We start from the raw sequence: 20,287 nt of genomic DNA, 5'->3' as shown, positions 1-20,287 counted from the left end.
CCTTCCTTGTCTTCCACTCTCGTTCAGTGATTTATTTACAGAGCCACACTCGGATAAGAGAAAGCAGCTGCTCCGTATGAACCGGCTTTGTTATATAATCCGACGCCCCTGCCTGCACGCACTTCTCGCGGTCATCCTTCATCGCTTTTGCCGTTAGCGCAATGATCGGTAGCCTTTCGAACTCGGGTTGGCTGCGAATAGCGCGCATGGCCTCGTAGCCGTCCATTTCCGGCATCATAATGTCCATAAGAACCAGATCGAAGTCCGGGTTTTCCGCCAGACGTTCCAGCGCTTGCTTGCCTGTTTCCGCGAAGGAAGTTTTCATATCATAGCCCTCCAATAGATTCGAGAGGGCAAACACATTGCGAATGTCATCGTCCACAAGCAGCACTTTTTTCCCAGAGAATACCTCTTCTTTACTGTGAAGCTTCTGAAGTATGTGACGTTTCGATTCAGGCAGATTCTCCTCTACCCGATGAAGGAACATAGCGGTTTCGTCCAGGAGTCTCTCCGGTGATTTAACATCCTTAATAATGATGGACTCGGCATATTTCTTGAGCCGCAGCCGCTCCTTGCTATCCCATTTATGCTCCGTGTATATAACGATAGGCAGACGGCGCAAGCTTTCTTCCGATTTGATCCGGTCCAGCAGCTCGAATTCCGCCAAATCGGTTGGGCCCATATCGATGACCATGCAATCGAACGATCGACTTTGCAGCTCCTTCCATGCCTCCGAACCACCGGGCACACTGACAATGTTCACATCGTCGTGCTCAATGAGCTCAGACAAGCTGTTGCGCTGGTCCTCATCGTTTCCTACAAGCAGAAGCCTTCTCATACCGCTGTCTAAAAAAGCCTCAATTTGAACGAACGCCTGCTCCAGACTTTCCTTACTGGACGGTTTCTGCAAGTAAGCCATGGCTCCCATGGCCAAGCCTTGTTGAATTTCATCCACGACAGATACAATGTGCACCGGAATATGCCTCGTGCTTGGATCATTTTTCAAGTGGACCAGTATGGACCAGCCATCGATAACAGGAAGCTGAATATCAAGCAGTATGGCATCAGGCTTGTATTCCTTAGCCAGCTGCAGTCCGGTGTCTCCTTGGAGTGCCGCAATGGTCTTAAAACCGCGTTCACGTGCAGTATCAATACAAATTTGCGCAAAATGCACATCATCCTCTACGATCAGCAGCACCCGGTCACCTTGCTCCAAGGAGCTGCGATCATCAGACAGTATGGGGATCTCACTGGTTTGAGGCTTCTCAGCGGGTAAAGCCGAGCTATAGCTTTCCTGAAGCTTTAGAAGCGGTACCGCCACTTCCTGCCCGGTATCTGATGCTGCAGCGGCTTCTTGTATGCTGTCATAATACAAGGATTCATGATTTTGAGGTATATACAACGTGAATTGGCTTCCTTCACCTTCCACGCTCTCCAATTCAATACATCCCCCTAGAAGACCCGCCATCTGACGACTGATCGAGAGGCCCAGCCCTGTACCGCCATAATTGCGGCTGGTCGTGCCATCAGCCTGCTGGAATGCCTCGAATATCATCCTCTGCTTCTCCTCGGGAATACCTATTCCGGTATCCACAATCGTAAAGCGGACCATAGACGGGTCTTCAGCATACGTACCAATCTGAATTGTGACGCTTCCTTTGGATGTAAATTTAAACGCATTGGAAAGTAAATTTTTCATCACCTGCTGCAGGCGAAGGGTATCCGTCACTATTTCCTTAGGCGTCCCTTCTTCGATAGCAATGTTGAACGATAGCTTTTTCTTCCTAGCCAGCGGCGCGAATGCCTTGAATAGGGAATCCGCAACATCTTTTATAAGGACATGCTCGGTATGCAGCTCCATCCTGCCGGATTCCACTTTGGCCAAATCAAGCACATCATCGATCAGCTTCAATAAGTCAGTGCCTGAAGAATGGATCGTCTCTGCATATTCGACCTGCTTGCCGCTTAAATTCCCTTCTTTATTCTCTTTCAATAATTGAGATAGAATCAGCAGACTATTAAGAGGCGTGCGCAGCTCATGAGACATGTTAGCGAGAAATTCCGACTTATATTTGGAGGCGAAAGCCAGTTCCATTGCCTGTTTCTCCAGAGCGTCGTTAGCATGCTCGATCTGACGGTTCATTTCCTCAGATTCATAAATTTGTTCTTCAAGCTGCTTCGTTTTGCGCAGTAAGTCGGTATTGCTCTGCTCAAGCTCCTCCTGCTGACGCTGCAGCAGCTCTTCGGAAACTTGCAACGCTTTGGTCTGTTCTTCCAGCTTCTCATTAGATGACTTCAGCTCATCCTGCTGGCTCAGCAGTTCTTCCGATTGGCTCTGCAATTCATCGGTTAACATTTGTGAAACACGCAGCAGCTCCTCGACCCGCAGCTGCCCGCGAATACGCTGTACCGTCACAGCGGCAATCTCACTAAGACGATCCAGCAGCCTGAGCTCCAGTTCAGTTAGCGGCTGAAGGGTAAGTACCTCGAAAACCGCTACAACTTCATCTAATGCAACGGCCGAACGAATAGCGAGAGACACCGCGCTAACTTCCCCGAAGGAGGAGCTAATCTTCACATAATCGGCAGGAACCTCCGACAGATCAATAGGCTTTCCATCCAATGCGCATTGGCCTATAAGTCCTTGTCCAGGAGCAATCTCGCTCATCGGCTCCATCTCATCAGCCCGGGCATAAGTCCCTTGCAGCAAAAAGCGCTGATTGGAACTGTACTTACCGTCAGCTTCCTTCTCTGCAACATAGATCGCCCCGCTCTGCGCTCCGATAATACGGCAAAGCTCTCCGATGAACGTCCGCGCCATCTCATCAAAACGCTGGGCTCCCTGCAGCTCCGTAGAGACGAATGAAATGTGGGATTCGAGCCATGCCTGATCGGCATTCAATTGGCTTAATTGGCGCTCATTCGCCGTCGTTTCCTCCAAATCCTCCGCTATCTCGTTAAAAATATGAGCAATATCGGCAAATTCATCCGTCGTTTTGATCTCGATACGATAAGATCCCATCCACTTGCCTTGATCTCTTTCTGCGCCAAAATTAGTTATAATGCCTGAAAGCATGCCTAGACCTCTAGTCACACTAAGAACAATCCAGAACATGATGGCTATTCCAAGCAGCAGACTTACAATAGTTAGTAATAAGGTGTATAGGTAGGCACGGCTATTGGCGTCCTCCGCAGTCGTCAAAGCCTGCTTCATGGCTTCTTCCTGATAATCCGTCATGGCGCTGATGCTGCCGACAAAGTCGTCCTGATAGCCAATCCCTACCGCCGAACGCAGCTGGTTCGCTTCTACCTGCTTTCCAGCTCTGTACAGCTGAATGACATCATCTTTGTATTGCAAAAACTTTTTTCCGTTCGTCAAGATGTCAGCCGCTAATGACTGCTCCATGGTCCCTTTGAACTCCGAGTCCATTTGATTGAGTGCTTTGGACACGAGGGAGCTATCCATACGAATGGCTTCAATATTTTGAGTTGACTTGGACAGATCCGCATTCAACAAAAGATTGGCCATCACTTTAGCAAGCTCCGTCGTTGCGTTACGAAGCTCTGCCGTAAGCTGTACCTTCATGTAGCGATTATTATATATTTCAGTCATGCTCTCATCAATGGTGGTCAATCGGTTAATACCAATTCCTGCTAGCATGAACATGAGGATCATCAAGGTGCCGAAGCCGAGAAACAGCTTTGATTTAATTTTCATACTTTTTCTCCTTCTAGCCGAATCCAGACATGTTACTTCGCTCGAATCATGACCATGCAAATATCGTCCTCCTGCTCCTCTCTGATTTCCGGAGGAATGAGACGATCTATAATACAAGTCAGCTCTTGCTCACCGCTGCATGAAGCAAGCTCTCGGACCAGCTTGTCCGTTACATCCTGTCCTTCCTCTTCTATGGCCTCTGATAGGCCGTCCGTATATAAATAAAGTTGGATCGGCTGCTCATATTCAAATACCCTTTTTTGAATGTTCATCTGTTCGAAGAAGCCGACAGCACAGCCTCCCTCATCCAACAAACGGACAGGTTGTCCTTTTTCGAACAGCATTCCCGGCGGATGCCCGGCATTCACATATTCTATGGTCTTGGCTTTCGTATCAATTAATAAATAGATCGCTGTAAAGTAGTAGCTGAAGCTATCGTTTTTACGTTTGTTCAATTGATTCATATAACGGTTGAGCTCGGCAATGACTAGATCCGGCGATACATAGCGGGTAATAGTGTCCTGCATGACCGAGGAAATGAACATGCATACGAGCGATGATGAAATGCCATGTCCCATCATATCTAGCAAAATAACTCCATAACGGTGCTCATCTATGCGATACCAAGAATATAAATCCCCTGCAAGCTCGTAGGAAGGATGGTACGAAGCGCTAATATCGAGTACGTCGGTATGGATAGGTTGACTCAATACGCTGCTTTGAACCTGCTTGGCCAGCTCCAGCTCACTCTTAATGCGGGCGTCATTTTCCTTATGCCAGTCCTTCTCATGCTTCAATCGAAGGGCTACCCCTATGCGGGCTATCAGCTCCACTTTGTTGATCGGCTTCACCACATAATCGGAGGCTCCAGCCTCCAGCACTTCTGCCAACAGATTTGAATCACCGAGCGCTGTTACGATGATAATTGGAATATCCTTAAGCTCTTCGCACTGTTGAATGCGTCTACAGGCCTCAAGCCCATCCATCTCGGGCATCATCATATCAAGCAGGATTAAATCTACCGGTTCTTTAGGCCCTTCTCCCGTACCGACATTCAATAAGTCCAACAGCTCCAGGGCAGAGGACATTTTTATAAAATGCGAGTATCCCTTATTACTTAATATTTTCTCAATCACCATCAAATTGATGGGATTGTCGTCCACGATCACGATATTCATCCGTTACAATCCCCTATCGTTACGCTATTTCTTGCTTCTTATTATAAATATTGCTCTATAATTATGTAACCATTCCGCGCGATATTGAATCACCATTGAAGTTTTGTTTCACTCTGCATACAAGCGGTTAAGTAAAGGCATGCCAGTCAAGGCAGCTGGGTTAACCTCAAGAAAGCACAAATACTCGATAGAGACTGGGTAAGAAAAGCTGCAAGTTTTCTTCAAAAACTCAGAAGCTATCTTGAAAACTCTAAGGAGGGATTACCATGGACAACAAAGTGAAGCTGGTCATGACAGAAGAGCAAGCAATTGAAGCCATTCGTTCTTTCCGAAGGGAAGGCTATGCACTCGAAGAAATCTACGTGCTGGCCCACGATGACAAAACGACCGAAGGCCTAACTGACCTGATGGATACGAACAAGGTTGGTTTATACGAAGAAGGGATTGCAAATACCTTCGCAAACTTGTTCCGTTCCAGAGGAGACCAGCTGCGTTCTAAAATGCATTCGCTTGGCCTAACCAAGGATGAAGCCGATCATTTTGAAGCAGAGTTGGACAAAGGTAAGATCCTTGTTATGGTATGGTACGACGATATCGATCGTCATGACCTCGAGGATGCGCGCCGCCGGAATCTGCAACGTGAGGAGCCGGTTGTTCCGCCCGCAGGGCTTTATCTATCCGACACTATGGGACCGGACGGGACGCTGCGATAGCAGATCAACTGCTAGATAACCGATAATAACCGCTCATTGAGCCAATTTCAGGAGGTGAGGCATATGTTAAGCTGGGCACTTTTATTTCTAGTCATTGCGATCATTGCCGGAGTCTTCGGATTTCTCGGGATTGCTTCCGCAGCAGCCGGTATTGCCAAAATATTGTTCGTCATATTCCTAATCTTGTTTGTCATCACGTTAATCATGGGTCGAAGACCTTCAGCCTGATAAGCGATAAACCTGCTTAGGATAGTATATAGGGTTAAAAGGAGCTGTTTCCCAACGCGATTGGGGTACAGCTCCTTTTTATGCACCGTACGTCCTTACCCGGACGCTTCCGTATGTTCTCCTGTGCCTGCGCCGTGCCTGCTGGCATCCAGCCGTTCACGAGCACTTTCCCTTCTATTCGTCACGGGAATGTGTGAGCCTGCCTGGGCCAAGCCGAACACGGGCATGTTACTATAAAAGCATTCATGCTTTCCCTCATCAATTAAATAAGACTCATGGAAGATACCTACGGTTCCGCTTTTCCCTACCTTTTGGTTGAACTCACGCCATGCTTTCAAATGAATGGCTCCGTGTCTTGCATAATGCTCCAGCTGCTCGAAGCTTCTCCAATATTGAACTACGGTAATACCACGCCAAGTGAGGAAATAGCTGGCTGACAAAAATCCAAGGTCACGATTTTGATACAGCTCCTTGAGCATTTTGGGCATTGCCTTCATTACAGGCACCCACTTATGTACCGCCCACAGCTTGTTAATCCGCATCCCGATGATGAAAACAACGAACGAGCCATCCATCTGCGCCGTATATCTTCCTGGGATAACCTTAGACATTATGCAATTCACGCCCTTCTATAGGTATATAGATTGCTAACTGCGAATTAACAGCTTCAAATGTTCGTCATACACCTTCATGACATCTTCCGAGCGATATAAATGGGCCGTGAGAAAGGCGCCGTAAAAGATCGTGAAGGCCATTTGTACAGCAGTCGCAGCCGTTATTCCTTCCCTCAGCTCACCATCGGCATGAGCTTCCTCCATGAACTGCCGATACAGCTCAAACAGATTCGGGTCCTGTCGCCCCAGCTCCATATGATCGGGGAACAGCAGATATACCTCCGCCTCACTCAGCTCAGGCATGCACGGGTGCATCTTCATTTCACACAAAAAGCTGATTAAGCTTAACATCAAGCCGGGCCATTTCTTAGCACGTTCGGCCACATCGTGGAAAATATGCCGCAGTGCGGCAAGCCCCCGTTTAGGCTCCTTCTCTAGCTCAATCATCCGATCCGTCAGCCAGACACGCATGTAATAAACGAGTACATCTTCCTTTTGCCGAAAAAACTTAAAGAACGTCACCTTAGACACTTCTGCCTTGCGGCAAATATCCTCCAAATACACTTCCCTAAACGATCGTTCGCCGATCAGCTCCAAGCTTGCTTCGTATAGAGCCAACTTGGCTCGGGCCTTTTTCAGCTCCCGCAAAGCTATTGCATTTTCCTTCAATTTTAGTAAAATCCCTTCACAACAAAAGTTAACTTATATAAATAAGTTAACACAAGTTAACTTTTAAGTCAACAAATTTTCCCAAATAAGTCTTAACACAACCTTTTACATGGACTGCTTCTTTGCCCTCAAGCCTATCCTCGAACCCAATCTTACTTTATCCAAAAAATTCGTTCCGAGTACCCCCGCCACAATCATAACGGCACCGATCACATGATAATATTCCAGCTTTTCACCTAAGAACACGACCCCAGCTCCCATGGAAATCAACGTGGACAAGTTACTGAACACACTTAGCTTGGATGCTTCCAGCCGTGAAATCGCATACGTCAACAGCAAGGTGGTGACTAACGAAGACAGAACTCCAAGATACAACGTAGACAGCACAAACGTGGGAGAAGTTAACGGTTGGAGAAAAGTCTGAATACTGCCATCCAAGCCATGCTTGACAAGAGCCATTCCATTGAAGCATACGAAGCCGATGGTCAGCATAATAAAGGATATTTCCATCGCTTTGAACTTTTGACTTAAAGGCCGCGCCAACACGTTATATCCGGCAAACGACAGGCAGGACAGCACCAGCAAGGATATGCCCATCAGATGATCTGCCGCAAGCTCAGCTCCCTGCATGATGAAAATAAAAACGACCCCGGCTACGGACACCATAACGGATAGCTTCTGCCATAAAGTCGTCCTTTCTTTCAAAAAAATCGCAGCGAGTATCATCGTAAATATCGGCACCGTGGCCTGAATAATGCCCCCCTCAGATGAGGAGCTGTAGCTTAATCCATATACCTGAAGGCTGAAAAACATCGCCGGATACAACAAAGACAAAGGCAAGATCCGCAGAATGTCTTTCCAGCTTATGTGGAGTCGAACCCATCCAAAAAGAACGGGAATGCTTATAGCCAACCAGGAAATGGTGAATCTATGCGCCATAGCATCCATAGGGTCCGATACGGTGAGCGCCAATTTTACAAATAGAAACGACAAACTTATAATGATGGCGTACAAGGCTGCAGCCAGATAAGCTTTTACTTGCGTACTTCTGAACATCACGATCACTCCTGCCATTCATCTCATATTGCCGGCCGGCACCTTTACTATAAGTTAGCAGCAAACCTCATACAACCTAAATAACCGCCATCTGTACCGATACAGAATGCAGAAAGGAGCGTTCAGTGCTAAAGTATGTTCAGCTTATCCAAGACATGGAGGCCCGCATTGAGCGCGGAGACTTCAAAGACGGACACAAGCTCCCTCCTATTCGGATGCTCTCCGAGCAGTATGCCTGCAGCAAAAGTACGGTTATCAGCGCCTACAACGAGCTGGAGCGTCGACACCTTATTTATTCGATTCCTAAAAGCGGCTACTACGTAGTCAAACGTGACAACAGATCCGAGCAGCAGGAGCAGCCGACGATGATAGATCTGGCCTCCGCGGCACCGGACTCGAGCGTGTTCCCTTATATCGATTTTCAGCACTGTATCAATAAAGCGATCGATATGTACCAGAACGATTTATTCGAGTACGGTACACCGAGCGGACTTCCCTCTCTCATCCGCGTGCTTCAGAAGCATCTTGCTAATTACCAAGTGTTTGCGGAGCCGCACCAAATTTGCATTACCTCCGGTGTACAGCAAGCGTTGGCTATTTTAACTACCATGCCTTTTCCGAATCAAAAGGAGACCGTGCTTATTGAGCAGCCGAGCTACCATTTATTGATTCAGCTGCTGGAAACTCACGGCATTCCAGTCATAGGCATTGAACGGACCTCGCAGGGGATCGATTTCGATGAGCTGGAGAAGCTGTTTCGCACCGGGAATATCAAGCTGTTCTACACCATGCCCCGGTTCCACAATCCGCTAGGAACCTCTTATTCCACCCGCGAGAAAAAAGCCCTTGCCGAGCTGGCAGGGAAATATGACGTCTATATTGTAGAGGATGATTACTTAGCTGATCTGGAGGACGATTCCAAGTCGGATCCCGTCTATGCCTACGACCAATCCTCTCATCTCATCTATTTAAAAAGCTATTCGAAAATATTGTTTCCGGGATTGCGTGTCGGTGCCGCTGTAGTTCCGCATCTGCTTGCAGACACCTTTAACAAGTATAAGAAGCTGCAGGATATCGACAGCTCTATGCTCTCCCAGGCTGCTCTTGAAATTTATATCCAAAGCGGCATGTTCGAGAGGCATAAGCAAAAAATTCAAGCGGCCTACATGCGGCGTATGGAGCTTTTGACAAATGCTCTAGAACGTGAGGGCGACATCGATTTTGCCCGTCTGTACAAGGGGGCTCATACTCACATCGCAGTTGGCAAGCCCTTCTCCACCCCTGCGTTAAAGGAGCGTTTGTTGAGACAGCACGTAAAGCTGGATTCAGCCGATGCTCATTATTTGTCCGATTTCCCCAAGAAAAGCTTAATCAAGCTAAATATTTCCAATGTGAAGGAAGAATATATTGAACAAGCCGTTATTTTGATTGCCGGAACCATCCGCAGAATGCGCCGATAATTCCCGCTAAAATGAGCAGCACCTTGTAAGGCCGCCTGAACGTCGAGGCGGTCTTTAATTTGACCTCATTCGACAAAATCCAAGTCTAAAACGCACCCTTTATGGATATGACTGCTAGAGTGAGATAAGGGAGCTGACCTGACGAACATGAACTCATCCAATAAAATTTCCGTGCTCCAATTGTGCATTCTTCTTACAATGACCATAGGGCTGGCTAATCACGTCACCGTTATTCCTCTGCTGCTGCAAACAGCCAAGAGGGATGCCTGGATCAGTGTCCTGGCTGCCTTTGTATTTTTCATTGCCTGGATATGGATTCCATTTGCAATAGCAAGAAAAACAAACCAGGCCAATCTCGTCGATTGGCTTAAGAGCCATGTCGGAGTCTGGTTTGCGAGACTGATGCAATGTGCCGCCGCCGTATATTTGTTTTCCATTGCTTTCATCGCGCTGAAAGAAACCGCAACTTGGACCAAGGTGTCCTATTTACCCCAAACTCCGCTTCTTGTCATCGTTGCCAGCCTAATGATGCTTTGCTGCTACACAGCAAGCAAAGGCATCCAATCAATTGCAATTACCGCAGGGGTACTTCTACCCTTCGTCATGATTCTCGGGTATTTCGTTATGGGAGCCAATTTCCAATACAAGCGGTATAATCTGCTATTTCCGATGATCACAAGCGACCTTTCTTCCATTGCTCAATGTATGATTTACATAGGAGGAGGGTTTATTGAGCTGATTATCGTCGTGCTAATGCAGCATTTACTGAGCCGTCCGGTCAAATGGGTCCACTTATTTGCGCTCCTCTCCGTGATGTGTGGATTGACTCTAGGTCCTCTCATGGGATCTATTGCTGCCTTCGGCCCGGAAGAGGCCGCTATTCTGCGTTATCCTGCTTATGAACAATGGAGGCTCGTAACGATTGGAGATTACGTAGCTCACGTCGATTTTTTCTCCATCTATCAATGGCTGTCCGGGAGCTTCATCCGAGTTTCCTTGTCGATCTTTCTGATCATCGATTTGTTCCAGATTCGACAACCCCGCAGACGTCAACTCATCATCAATCTGATCAGCATATGTCTGTTCCTTCTCTGCTTGCTGCCGATCAGTGATATGACTTACGTTGCCTATATTCACGACTATTACGCGATAACCTTCTATGCAGCACTTGCTGTTTCGCTGATCCTCATTACACTCGTAGTTGTAAAAAGCAAGAAGAAAGGACGAAGCTTATGAACCTTCTTCATTGGATCCGTAAAACGCTGGATAATGAACGTACAACCGCACCTTTGGCTAGAAGTCAGCCTTCCAAAACACTGACTCAATGGAACGAAGCGATGCTTCGCTCTTATTTCGCTCATTCGGCAGACGTAAGTGTCGTTAGCCACAACTATACCAATGAGGCATGTCCCAAAGTAGTTTTCGTTTATTGCGAAGGTATGATCGATTCCAAGCAAATGCTGGAGTGGGTTATTCCTAACTTAACTATAAGCATCAACGAACACTCCGATTGGAAGTCCATTACGGAAAATTTGACTGATTTGCTCCAGCTTGAATCGATTCGAGACGACGATAGCATGTTTACATGCTTATTCAGCGGTCATCTCATCATCGTTTTTGAGGCTTTATCACTGGTCTACACAGTCTGTATACCGCAAATTCCGCAGAGGACGCCGGAGGAATCGGCAACGGAGATTTCGCTTAAGGGTCCCCGGGACGCCTTCACAGAAGAACTTTCAACCAATATTGCCTTGGTCCGCAAACGACTGCGTACGCCATCCTTATGCAATGAACCTTTCGAAATAGGGACAAGAAGCCAGACCAAGGTATCTCTTATGTACATTCGGGACATCGCCAACCCCAACACGATTCAAGAAGCGCGTAAACGGCTCCGAGGAATCCATGTAGATGCCTTACTGAGCAGCGCTCAGCTGGAAGAAGGGCTGTCCGACCGTTCCGTTTCTTTATTTCCCCTGATCGATTATATCGGGAGACCTGATTTTATAGCCGAGTGCTTGCTTCGCGGGCGCTTTGCCGTTATCGTGGACGGTTCACCCATGGCACTTATTGCCCCTTCCAACTTGACAGAACAGCTCAAATCGCCGGAGGATCTGCATCTTACCTTTTACTTTGTCAGCTTTGAACGATTATTGCGGCTGATCGGATTGTTCGTAGCCATATTCACGCCAGGCTTTTGGGTTGCCTTAAGCACTTTCAATATGGAGCAGCTTCCTTTTCCGCTGCTGGCAACCATCGTTACATCTCGTACAGGTCTCCCAACATCGGCACCGCTCGAAGCGCTGCTAATGCTGTTTTTGTTTGAAATCTTCAGAGAAGCCGGCATACGGCTTCCGAAGGCCGTTGGACAAACCATCGCTGTCGTGGGAGGACTCATTATTGGGGATGCAGCGATTCGCGCCGGATTGGCTTCTCCTACCATGCTGATTGCATCCTCCGTAACCGCTGTCGCCACATTTACTTTGGTCAACCAGTCATTAAGCGGCACCGTGAGTGTTTTGAGGCTTTTCGTTCTGGTATGCTCCTCTGTTGTAGGTTTGTTTGGTTTTTTCATATCGTTGTTCTTCATAGTCGTGTATTTGTCCGGGCTGCGCTCCTTTGGCCTCCCTTATCTCGCACCGCTGTCCCCAGTGACGTTCAGGAGCTTGATCCCCGCTCTGTTGGCGATGCCCTGGGGCTCTGAAAAGCATCGACCAGGGATGCTGGATCCGATCGATTCCACTAGAGAAAGAACCGATCCAGAATGAAGCGTATAGGAATACTTGTAAGCCTATTTGTTGCCATGTGGTCAATTAGCGGCTGCTGGGATGCTCAGAACGTTGAAAAAATCAACTACATCACCTCCATCGGCCTTGATTATGAAAAACCGAATTATATCGTCTATGCTCAATTGATGGAATTTTCAACGATAGCCAAACAGGAAAGTCCTCAAGGCAGAAATAAGGCAGCTACCTGGATAGGCAAAGGAAAAGGCGAATCGCTGAATCTGGCCATGAACGATCTTTACAACACGGCACAGAAAAGAATCATTTGGAGTCACGTGACAACCATCATCATAGGAGAAAGAGCATTGAAGCAATGGCCGGGCGGATATGTCGACGCTATAACACGATTCCGGGAAATCCGTTTTACTCCGTGGGTATTTGCCACCAAGAAACCCATTACGGAAATTATGAATGCGCCTGCTTTCTTCAATCTGTCTCCCCGCGAGACGATAGCGCATTCGCCTGCTGCCAACTATAAGCAGCATTCTTGGATTCTCCCGCTTCAATACATGACATTTCTGGGAGATTATTATGAGCCGGCAAGAACGGTCCTCCTGCCTATTTTATCGACCAATCCTAATCAGTGGGAGAAAAATGGAAAGCCGGAACAGAAACTGGAATGGGACGGCGCTTTTATTTTGAGCGGCAAAAAAATGAAAGGGTCTTTAAACCAAGAGGATTTGAAAGGACTGCGGTGGGTAACCGGCCAAACGCTCCGATCCCCGCTAAAGGTGGAGGAGGATGGTAAATTACTGGGGGTCGTATCACTCGAAGACCCTTTAGTCCATATCGATGTGAAAAATCCCTCCAGCCATCCCAAATACGATTTGCAAATTTCCTTACAAGGCAATGTCGTCGAGTTGTTTGCAAACACGCCGGAAAAACAGCTTCTGGCAGCGGCAGAGAAAATAATTCAGAATGAAGTCAGAGCCACTTATGAAAAAGGGCTCCCCCTTCATGCTGACGTACTACAGCTAAAATATGCCCTGTATCTTCAGCATTACAAGGACTGGAAAAACCTGTCCGAAGAGCAGCTTGATTTGGATAAAGAATCATTGGAACAAATTGATGTCCAGCTCCAATTACTGCATTCGGGCATGTTGAAGGAGAAAAAGTAAGCTTGTGAAAAGCAGCAACAAAACACAGCCCCCGCCATTAGGGGGCTGTGTTTTGTTGGGGGGACGGTTAAACTATCGGTGCCCCAACACTTAAGGTGCCTCCGCAATCCTCAACCGGAAAAATATGCGGACGCTCGTTAGGATTCTTGTTCGGCAAATGAATCGTCAGCATCAAACCGCCCAATAGCCCATGGAACAGCATCCCGTGGCCTCCATCCTTGCGGTACACCGGCTCCGCTTCGTGAATCCAGGGACCGCTAATATCTCCGTTCAAAGAACGGGCGATCCCCATTGCGTAGCCCTGCTCTCCGAAGCTGGACCATAGGAGCAGCAGCTCTCCTGTTTTGGAGCTGTAGAAGAAAGGCCCGTCCGTCACGAACGTGTCCCCTTCCCGAACCGGCCTCACCCATGGCGCATCCGAAGCTTTGAACAAAGTAATCACATCGCCCTGCGTCTCTGTCAAATCTGAGGATAAGCGCAATGCACATACTTCGCCATCCTTGACCTGCAGCCATTCGTGGCAAAATACAATCCAAGGCTCTCCTGAGCGATCCACATACAAAGTGCCGTCCAGACATTCCCAATCAGCAGGTGTTACAGGGCCGTTACCATGCGGCTTAAAAGGGCCTTCCGGGCGATCTGCTACAAGAATTTGCGTTGCACGGCAGCGATCCTCCGATTTAAAGCTGGCGAACATATAATAGCTGCCCTTCCACTCATGAACCTCTGGAGCCCAATAATGGCGGTCCGCCCAGAATGAAGCGTCCGGACGAAAAGCCCGGTGGGGACCCTCCCAGTTCACCAAGTCATCGCTTATGTAAACGTCGAACCCTTGCGGCTTCCCCGTCCAAGCGGTTTCACCCGAGGTTCCGTATAAATAATATTTGCGTTCGCTCTCCACCGGTAAAATAAAAGGATCGCGAAGATGTATGTCGTCTAGTCTCTTCATTCAATTCTCCCTTTCTAGGCTTAGGCGGCTACTCCGCCCGATACCTCAACGGTTTCCATCTATATGAGCTTATTATACTTGGAAAATGGAAATTATTGTAGCTAGGTTCAGCCGGGTGAATAACGCCATGAACAAAAAGAGACCCGCAAGCCAACGGGGCTGCGGATCTTCATCCAATGTATTTATATGAAAAGGGGGGTCACTTATTATTATAGGCTTGCAACATTAATCTAAGATGAAAAATAGATTTCATTTTCATTACAAAAGGCTACAATAAGATGACTTGCCCTTCTAGCCGTGAGCGTTCAGCGGCAAATCCGATCCGATGACCGGAAATGGATTGATCCAGTGTCGTAGACATGACGGAGGACTGATCGCCGCGAAGCATTTTGACAAAATCCTCAACAAGCCTTAAATCTCCACCACCGTGACCGTCATCCGTAATGCTCAGTTTCACATGCTCTTCCGTGTAGTTATGCCCCTGTCTCGGATCCGGATGGCGGACTACGAAATGCCCGTCCTCCATAACCCCTTCGATTTCGCCCTTCGTTCCAATAATATGGAGGATACGGCAAGCTTTCGGAGTGGCTCCGATCATATTATGAGATGCGGTGCTGCCATTATCAAACTCAATAATGACGGATTGCCTATCCACGACATCATTGTCGCAGTGCCATACGCAGCGTCCGTACGGATTATCGGTGCGTAACGATTCCAGCTTCTCTTCGGTGCTCAGCTTAGCCCCCAAATGATGATTGTTCCACACATAGAAGCCCCAGCGGCCCTGCTCGATATAGTTTTTCTTGGCCGAATATGGACAGGATTCTTCAATACTGCAATCAGTCAAGCAGCGAGTTCCTGCTCCTTCCGGCGCTTTATCAGGGCGAAAATGCGAAAGACTTCCGAAGCTGCTGACCTTGATCGGACGGGCATCTCCGTTCAGCCAAGTGATCAAATCAAGATCATGACAGCATTTGGCCATCAGCATCGACGATTTGCACTTTTCCTGCGAGCCCCATTTACCGCGAATGAACGAAACCGCCATATGATGATAGCTTACATGCTCGGAGGTCTGGATGTTTACGACTTCACCAATCTCCCCTGCTGCAATCCTTTCACGGATGGCCGTGTAAAAAGGAGCGTAGCGAAGCACATGACAAATCATCACGGTGCGCCCTTTTGCGTCCGCGGTACGCTTCAGCTCCAGCACTTCTTCTTCGGTCACTCCGATCGGTTTTTCCAGCAGTACGTCATAACCGGCTTCAAGCAATGGAATCGTAGTTTGCACATGCAGCTCGTCCATCGTTCCGTTAATGGCGGCATCCGCGAATCGAGGAAGCGCTGTCAATTGATCCACGGTGTCAAAGCAGCGATCAACCTCAATACCAAAACGTGCTGCGGCAAGCTTTCTGCGTTCTAAGTCCGGCTCCACGACACCCAATATGCGAAGCTCTTCAGGATGCTTCTCTGCATAAGAAGCATAGATCATACATCGTTGTCCCGCCCCTATTAAAACCGCGGATAGCGGTTCTGACACTCCTTTAGCCAACCGAATCCTCTCCTTTGATCAACGTTGGATAACATCTTCCCGAGGAAATCATAACGCAGATTTATGATGGATTCAATCATTATTTCTGAAATTTTCGGTCATATCAATGGGTGCCGATTCCCCAACCCTCCGGGATCACTTGTACCCAAGTTTGGCCCGGTTGCATCGACAGCTCACGACCGTCCGAGAAGGCACGGATCATCCCATTCTTCTGTTCCCACGTAACTTCCTGCATCAGCCCGCCCTGCAGTAAATAGCCTTTGCCCGGCCCAGTCACATCGACATCGCGACGCCCCTCATTATCGAGAATTTGATGCTTACTCTCACAAACCAGAATGTTGGCTGCGGTCAGCTGCTTGCCGGTTTCCTTATCGTTATGCGGCTTTCCTTCCATGAACCTTTTGTACAAGCCGCTCTCGGCATCGTATTCGTACGAGACGTTATAGCCGCGAATATAGTTAATCGTCGCCTTCGCAACCGGCTTGCCCGATGAGAGTTGCGATTTTTCCAATGCAAAAGCGTATGAGGCTCCCTGAAGGCTCCATTCCATACGGAATTTTTTGTTAGCTGTCCCCTGACGTATCTTTTCCATGCTGGTGTACAAATTGTGCGGCATTTTCCGTTCGCTTGACCGCCAGTAATACGCGCTGTCGCCATACACCTCGTCGAGATGCTCGAGCTTATGCTCGGCGATCAGGTCCATTGCATCCTGACTCCAGCCCGCATGGACGATGACGCCGTCAAGCGCTTCGCCCAGCTTGACGAAATACGGCCGGATGCTGCGCACCGGCCCAATGACCTTCGGCGCCTGAGCCTGGTACACGGCCACAAAGCGCGTGATCTCGCCCTCGGCCAATATCTCGTAGACGAGATCGGCCTGATCGAGTCCGCTTTGCGGCCGGGCCTGCGGCGCATTTTCCACCATGACCACCACCGGTCGGTCATGGATAGGCTTTCCGCTGACGAGCCCCGTCAGCGGGAAGCGGTACCCCACCGACTGCTGCGCCGCAGTCGGCTGGTTCTGCTCGCCGCTGCCGGGAGGCTGTGTCACGGCAGCGGCGGAGCCAGCATCGACGCCGGGCCTTGCGGCGTCGTGCTTGTTGGCGGCGCAGCCTGCTGATGCCGTCAGCAGACTGGCCGCGAGCGCGAGCAGCAGGCCGGTGCGGAGCCGCCTGCTCGCAGCGTCATTGCATCGTGTGCGAATCATTATGCTTTTCACCTCTACTTGTCCGTTATCTACTAATCTATATATTCTATTAACCACAAAAGTAGAAGATATATTTGCTATGCCCATCCCTCCCCCAAATAAAAGCCCATTCACAAGCCATCCAAAATTTTCTTAAAGTTTGTGATTATTTTCACATGAAACCCAATAAAAGAAGAGTATGATAAAGACAAATAAATGAAGGAGATGATCTACATGTTCATGACATGGTTTAGAGAAAATAAAATCTCTTCGGTGCTTTGGCTCGTATTTCGGCTTTATCTTGGGTGGTCGTGGCTTACGGCCGGGATTGAAAAGCTAAGTGGCGACAAGCCGTTCGATGCTCAAGGTTTTCTTGCAGGAGCGGTGAAAAAGGCCGTCGGCGATCACCCTGTCGTTCAGCCTTGGTGGGCAGCATTCTTGAACAAGGTAGCGCTGCCTCATGTTGAGCTATTTAATTTTCTCGTCATGTGGGGAGAAATATTAGTGGGGATAGCCCTCTTGCTCGGCCTCTTTACTACTTTCGCCGCCCTAATGGGAGCTGTCATGAACTTCGCCTTCTTGTTCTCGGGCTCGACCAGCACGAACGTTCAAATGGTTCTGCTTACGGTATTCGTGCTTGCCGCTGGAGCTAATGCCGGTCGTTATGGACTAGACCGTTACGTCCTTCCCTACCTGCTCCGCAAAATGCATCACGACGGTCACAAGCCAACCGCAACGGGAACCGGACCGATGAAACCACACCACGTTTAAAAATAGTGTGAAGTCAGCCAAGCAGAATAACGCTTTCGGTGAACCCCAGCAAAAAAAGGCCGAGACCCTCAACGGGCCCGGCCTTCTACTTGGTACGTCCATCCCATCTCATCCTAACACAAGCGGTGCTAGCTCACTTCGTAAACCATCGAATCACATACATAACGAGCGACAATACGACACTAATAACGATACAAGTTACGACCGGGAAATAAAACTTGAAGTTCTCCTTCTCCACCACGATGTCGCCGGGCAATCTGCCTATTTGCAAATACTTGCTTCCGACCGTCCATAGCAGGCCTGCAGCGATCATAACGATACCACCGATAATGAGCATTTTGGCAACAGGATTCATCGCACTCGCCAGACTCCTTTTTTCGATATATTGTTTCTATATTATCACCGTTTGCCCAAATAAACCAAAAACCCGCTGACGGAATAAACCGACTGCGGGCTATGCTGCAAACTTATTAAATGGAAGCCAAAATACCGCGAACTTCTTCGCCGTACTGCTTCAGTAATTCCTTGGAGCTGTACTTGCCGCTGAAATCTTCTACGCCCAGGTAACCGTCGTAGCCAATTGCTTTCAGGTCGCTCAGTACTTGCTTCCAGTTCACGACACCCTCCAGGTTCGGTTCCCAGTAGGAAGTCCAGCCCTGCGAGCCGTCTTCGCGAACGTCCGTTTTTTTCCAGCCTGTATTTTTAATATGAACATGTGCCAGGTAAGGTCCTAACAGCTCCATACCCATACGGAAGTTTTCGTATCCTTCATGAACCATGTTACCCGGATCAAACAATACGCCGATGTGATTTGGATCGAAGCGACTTACCAAACGAAGTGCCGCGGATGCGCTGGCAATGATCGTATTGTGGTGAGTCTCCACAAGGCATTTCACGCCGTATTTTTTAGCCAAAGGCTCAACAGCTTCTAAATAACGAACTTCAAGATCAAACAGCTCGTTATAATGAGTCGAACGGTCATAGTTAGGTACGCCAACACGGATCACTTTTGCACCGAGCTTTTGAGCAACCTGCAGCACGCGCTCCGTAGCTTCAATATCTCCAGCCTTTAAGTAAGGTGTAACACTAATCGTTTGCAGACCATACTCACGGGCTACACGTGCAAAGCGTTCAATTTCTTCATCCGATGCAGAAGGATCAATCGAGCACAGATTGTTGCGCCAAAAGGACGGCTTCTCTTCTTTAAACTCGTCGGGAACTTCTTTAAAACGCCATTCGATGCCTTCAATTCCTGCTTCTTTGGCGGCAGCAGCTAATTCTTCGGGTGACAGGTCCGGTGTAACAACAGTAAATACGGAAAGTTTCATCATTGAACCTCCAGCTTATTTTTAGACTTCGGTTTTGCTAATAAAATTATAACAGGATGAAGCATTTTTATCTATGTTAACGTGAACATTTTCAAAATTCTGATTATTTTATTTTAATTCTAGCTGAGGACTGTTCTTCACAAGTGTTTATAATTCGCACTGAATATGCGCTCCCTTGGGCCTCAGAAGGTCCATCCTCGTGTCGCTATTTGAGGAAAAATGTCCCAAAGGCTACGCTCTGACGACTAAAATCGGGAACAGTGGCCGAACAGTATAATGTGCCAAATTTCCGAAACCAGGAGGGATTGGATTATGACATTGTCCTCGACGCTACATACAAAAAGTCAGGATATGAATTGGTTTCACCTGATGATCGCCGCCCGTGATTCGGGACTTTCTACTGAGGAAGTCCGGCAATTTTTCAATGAATGTAAAAAAACAAACATAAAGATGAAAAACGCTCGTAACCAAGAAGAAGAATAAGCTCTTTTTTTATAGAATCCGCGGATTCTTCTTTTTTAAATCGATATGAAAGCGATTACAATAAAATAAACCACAGATGGCTTATTCTTTGTTAAATATAATGATATTATATAATTGACGAAAGAGAATAAAGGGGTCACGACCATGTTTGGCAAAAAAGTCAAGGAATTGCGTTTGGCGCAAGGGCTTTCTCTCTCTGAGCTGGCCGAGAAGGCCGGTGTAGCCAAATCGTATTTGAGTTCAATAGAGAGAGATCTGAGATCGAATCCTTCGGTTCATTTTCTGGAAAAAATCAGTCAGGTACTGGGGGTTTCAGTGGAAACCTTGCTGCATAATGAAACCACCCCTCAAGGACAGCTCGATGAGGAGTGGTTGGAGCTGTTACGGGAAGCTAAGGCTTCCGGCGTCAGCAAGGATCAGTTTGCGGAATTTTTGGAATTCAACAAATGGCGCAATTCGCGTAACAAACAAGAGTAGCCCCTGA

General features: G+C 47.9%; 19 protein-coding genes. 9 read left to right on the top strand and 10 right to left on the bottom strand.

The features are described from left to right. Nucleotides 1–31: 31 nt before the first annotated feature. On the bottom strand, nt 32–3,718 hold the full coding sequence (locus tag BP97_RS0115610; protein WP_028549939.1) for a response regulator: 3,687 nt from the start codon (nt 3,716–3,718) through the stop codon (nt 32–34). Nucleotides 3,719–3,750: 32 nt separating this feature from the next. Continuing rightward, nucleotides 3,751–4,896: a SpoIIE family protein phosphatase gene (locus BP97_RS0115605; protein ID WP_028549938.1), complete on the bottom strand. Its 1,146-nt coding sequence runs from the start codon at nt 4,894–4,896 to the stop codon at nt 3,751–3,753. A gap of 266 nt (nt 4,897–5,162) precedes the next feature. Between BP97_RS0115605 and BP97_RS0115600 the strand changes: the two genes are divergently transcribed. Beyond that, nucleotides 5,163–5,609 carry a YflT domain-containing protein gene (locus BP97_RS0115600; RefSeq protein ID WP_028549937.1) on the top strand — a complete coding sequence of 149 codons (447 nt, stop codon included), beginning with the start codon at nt 5,163–5,165 and terminating at the stop codon, nt 5,607–5,609. Nucleotides 5,610–5,672: 63 nt separating this feature from the next. Continuing rightward, complete coding sequence (locus tag BP97_RS39720) at nt 5,673–5,837, top strand: DUF1328 domain-containing protein (protein WP_028549936.1); 165 nt, start codon at nt 5,673–5,675, stop codon at nt 5,835–5,837. A 95-nt stretch (nt 5,838–5,932) separates the two neighbouring features. Here BP97_RS39720 and BP97_RS36425 read toward each other — a convergent pair whose 3' ends face one another. The 3 genes from BP97_RS36425 to BP97_RS0115580 form a co-directional block, all read right to left on the bottom strand. After that, on the bottom strand, nt 5,933–6,448 hold the full coding sequence (locus BP97_RS36425) for a DUF4188 domain-containing protein (RefSeq protein ID WP_051620624.1): 516 nt from the start codon (nt 6,446–6,448) through the stop codon (nt 5,933–5,935). Between the two features lie 36 nt (nt 6,449–6,484). After that, nucleotides 6,485–7,120 (bottom strand): TetR/AcrR family transcriptional regulator, encoded by a 636-nt coding sequence (locus BP97_RS0115585; protein ID WP_028549935.1) that lies wholly within the window; start codon nt 7,118–7,120, stop codon nt 6,485–6,487. Nucleotides 7,121–7,225: 105 nt separating this feature from the next. Then, nucleotides 7,226–8,176, bottom strand: coding sequence for a DMT family transporter (locus BP97_RS0115580; protein WP_028549934.1), 951 nt, complete (start codon nt 8,174–8,176; stop codon nt 7,226–7,228). A gap of 125 nt (nt 8,177–8,301) precedes the next feature. Between BP97_RS0115580 and BP97_RS0115575 the strand changes: the two genes are divergently transcribed. The 4 genes from BP97_RS0115575 (at nt 8,302) to BP97_RS0115560 (ending at nt 13,537) form a co-directional block, all read left to right on the top strand. Next, on the top strand, nt 8,302–9,636 hold the full coding sequence (locus BP97_RS0115575; RefSeq protein WP_028549933.1) for an aminotransferase-like domain-containing protein: 1,335 nt from the start codon (nt 8,302–8,304) through the stop codon (nt 9,634–9,636). A gap of 147 nt (nt 9,637–9,783) precedes the next feature. Further along, nucleotides 9,784–10,872, top strand: coding sequence for a GerAB/ArcD/ProY family transporter (locus tag BP97_RS0115570; protein WP_028549932.1), 1,089 nt, complete (start codon nt 9,784–9,786; stop codon nt 10,870–10,872). After that, nucleotides 10,869–12,401 (top strand): spore germination protein, encoded by a 1,533-nt coding sequence (locus tag BP97_RS0115565; RefSeq protein ID WP_036745964.1) that lies wholly within the window; start codon nt 10,869–10,871, stop codon nt 12,399–12,401. The genes BP97_RS0115570 and BP97_RS0115565 overlap by 4 nt, the downstream gene beginning before the upstream one ends. Beyond that, on the top strand, nt 12,398–13,537 hold the full coding sequence (locus BP97_RS0115560; RefSeq protein ID WP_028549930.1) for a Ger(x)C family spore germination protein: 1,140 nt from the start codon (nt 12,398–12,400) through the stop codon (nt 13,535–13,537). Before BP97_RS0115565 ends, BP97_RS0115560 begins: the two co-directional genes overlap by 4 nt. A 67-nt stretch (nt 13,538–13,604) precedes the next feature. On the opposite strand, the gene BP97_RS0115555 is transcribed toward BP97_RS0115560, so the two are convergent. From BP97_RS0115555 to BP97_RS0115545, 3 genes are all read right to left on the bottom strand, one after another. Beyond that, a complete protein-coding gene (locus BP97_RS0115555; RefSeq protein WP_028549929.1) occupies nt 13,605–14,486 on the bottom strand; it encodes a glycoside hydrolase family 43 protein in 882 nt (293 codons plus the stop codon). 268 nt (nt 14,487–14,754) lie between these two features. Beyond that, nucleotides 14,755–16,035, bottom strand: a complete 1,281-nt coding sequence (locus BP97_RS0115550) for a Gfo/Idh/MocA family protein (RefSeq protein ID WP_028549928.1) — start codon at nt 16,033–16,035, stop codon at nt 14,755–14,757. Nucleotides 16,036–16,138: 103 nt separating this feature from the next. After that, entirely contained in the window at nt 16,139–17,242 is a 1,104-nt protein-coding gene (locus BP97_RS0115545) for a DUF3048 domain-containing protein (RefSeq protein WP_051620623.1), read from the bottom strand. A gap of 213 nt (nt 17,243–17,455) precedes the next feature. Here BP97_RS0115545 and BP97_RS0115540 point away from each other — a divergent pair, with 213 nt between their 5' ends. Beyond that, on the top strand, nt 17,456–17,992 hold the full coding sequence (locus tag BP97_RS0115540) for a TQO small subunit DoxD (protein ID WP_028549926.1): 537 nt from the start codon (nt 17,456–17,458) through the stop codon (nt 17,990–17,992). 133 nt (nt 17,993–18,125) lie between these two features. Here the strand turns inward: BP97_RS0115540 and BP97_RS0115535 are convergent, their stop codons facing one another. Together BP97_RS0115535 and BP97_RS0115530 are read right to left on the bottom strand one after the other, a co-directional pair. After that, a complete protein-coding gene (locus BP97_RS0115535) occupies nt 18,126–18,347 on the bottom strand; it encodes a DUF2905 domain-containing protein (RefSeq protein WP_028549925.1) in 222 nt (73 codons plus the stop codon). A gap of 115 nt (nt 18,348–18,462) precedes the next feature. Further along, a complete protein-coding gene (locus BP97_RS0115530; RefSeq protein WP_028549924.1) occupies nt 18,463–19,320 on the bottom strand; it encodes a sugar phosphate isomerase/epimerase family protein in 858 nt (285 codons plus the stop codon). Between the two features lie 312 nt (nt 19,321–19,632). Between BP97_RS0115530 and BP97_RS40225 the strand changes: the two genes are divergently transcribed. After that, complete coding sequence (locus BP97_RS40225; protein ID WP_231506313.1) at nt 19,633–19,803, top strand: anti-repressor SinI family protein; 171 nt, start codon at nt 19,633–19,635, stop codon at nt 19,801–19,803. Nucleotides 19,804–19,947: 144 nt separating this feature from the next. Further along, nucleotides 19,948–20,280 carry a helix-turn-helix domain-containing protein gene (locus BP97_RS0115520; RefSeq protein ID WP_028549923.1) on the top strand — a complete coding sequence of 111 codons (333 nt, stop codon included), beginning with the start codon at nt 19,948–19,950 and terminating at the stop codon, nt 20,278–20,280. The last annotated feature ends 7 nt before the right edge of the window (nt 20,281–20,287 follow it).

The sequence above is a fragment of the Paenibacillus sp. UNC451MF genome, from assembly GCF_000686845.1.
Classification (GTDB): domain Bacteria; phylum Bacillota; class Bacilli; order Paenibacillales; family NBRC-103111; genus Paenibacillus_S.
Note: the sequence above shows the minus strand (reverse complement) of the source record. Positions and strands in the feature narration are given on the sequence as shown.

What these genes read in the sequence shown, in the direction of transcription:
- BP97_RS0115610 (WP_028549939.1), bottom strand. Translation starts at nt 3,718, where the DNA reads ATGAAAATTAAATCAAAGCTGTTTCTCGGCTTCGGCACCTTGATGATC.
- BP97_RS0115605 (WP_028549938.1), bottom strand. Translation starts at nt 4,896, where the DNA reads ATGAATATCGTGATCGTGGACGACAATCCCATCAATTTGATGGTGATT.
- BP97_RS0115600 (WP_028549937.1), top strand. Translation starts at nt 5,163, where the DNA reads ATGGACAACAAAGTGAAGCTGGTCATGACAGAAGAGCAAGCAATTGAA.
- BP97_RS39720 (WP_028549936.1), top strand. Translation starts at nt 5,673, where the DNA reads ATGTTAAGCTGGGCACTTTTATTTCTAGTCATTGCGATCATTGCCGGA.
- BP97_RS36425 (WP_051620624.1), bottom strand. Translation starts at nt 6,448, where the DNA reads ATGTCTAAGGTTATCCCAGGAAGATATACGGCGCAGATGGATGGCTCG.
- BP97_RS0115580 (WP_028549934.1), bottom strand. Translation starts at nt 8,176, where the DNA reads ATGTTCAGAAGTACGCAAGTAAAAGCTTATCTGGCTGCAGCCTTGTAC.
- BP97_RS0115570 (WP_028549932.1), top strand. Translation starts at nt 9,784, where the DNA reads ATGAACTCATCCAATAAAATTTCCGTGCTCCAATTGTGCATTCTTCTT.
- BP97_RS0115565 (WP_036745964.1), top strand. Translation starts at nt 10,869, where the DNA reads ATGAACCTTCTTCATTGGATCCGTAAAACGCTGGATAATGAACGTACA.
- BP97_RS0115560 (WP_028549930.1), top strand. Translation starts at nt 12,398, where the DNA reads ATGAAGCGTATAGGAATACTTGTAAGCCTATTTGTTGCCATGTGGTCA.
- BP97_RS0115555 (WP_028549929.1), bottom strand. Translation starts at nt 14,486, where the DNA reads ATGAAGAGACTAGACGACATACATCTTCGCGATCCTTTTATTTTACCG.
- BP97_RS0115545 (WP_051620623.1), bottom strand. Translation starts at nt 17,242, where the DNA reads ATGATTCGCACACGATGCAATGACGCTGCGAGCAGGCGGCTCCGCACC.
- BP97_RS0115540 (WP_028549926.1), top strand. Translation starts at nt 17,456, where the DNA reads ATGTTCATGACATGGTTTAGAGAAAATAAAATCTCTTCGGTGCTTTGG.
- BP97_RS0115535 (WP_028549925.1), bottom strand. Translation starts at nt 18,347, where the DNA reads ATGAATCCTGTTGCCAAAATGCTCATTATCGGTGGTATCGTTATGATC.
- BP97_RS0115530 (WP_028549924.1), bottom strand. Translation starts at nt 19,320, where the DNA reads ATGAAACTTTCCGTATTTACTGTTGTTACACCGGACCTGTCACCCGAA.
- BP97_RS40225 (WP_231506313.1), top strand. Translation starts at nt 19,633, where the DNA reads ATGACATTGTCCTCGACGCTACATACAAAAAGTCAGGATATGAATTGG.
- BP97_RS0115520 (WP_028549923.1), top strand. Translation starts at nt 19,948, where the DNA reads ATGTTTGGCAAAAAAGTCAAGGAATTGCGTTTGGCGCAAGGGCTTTCT.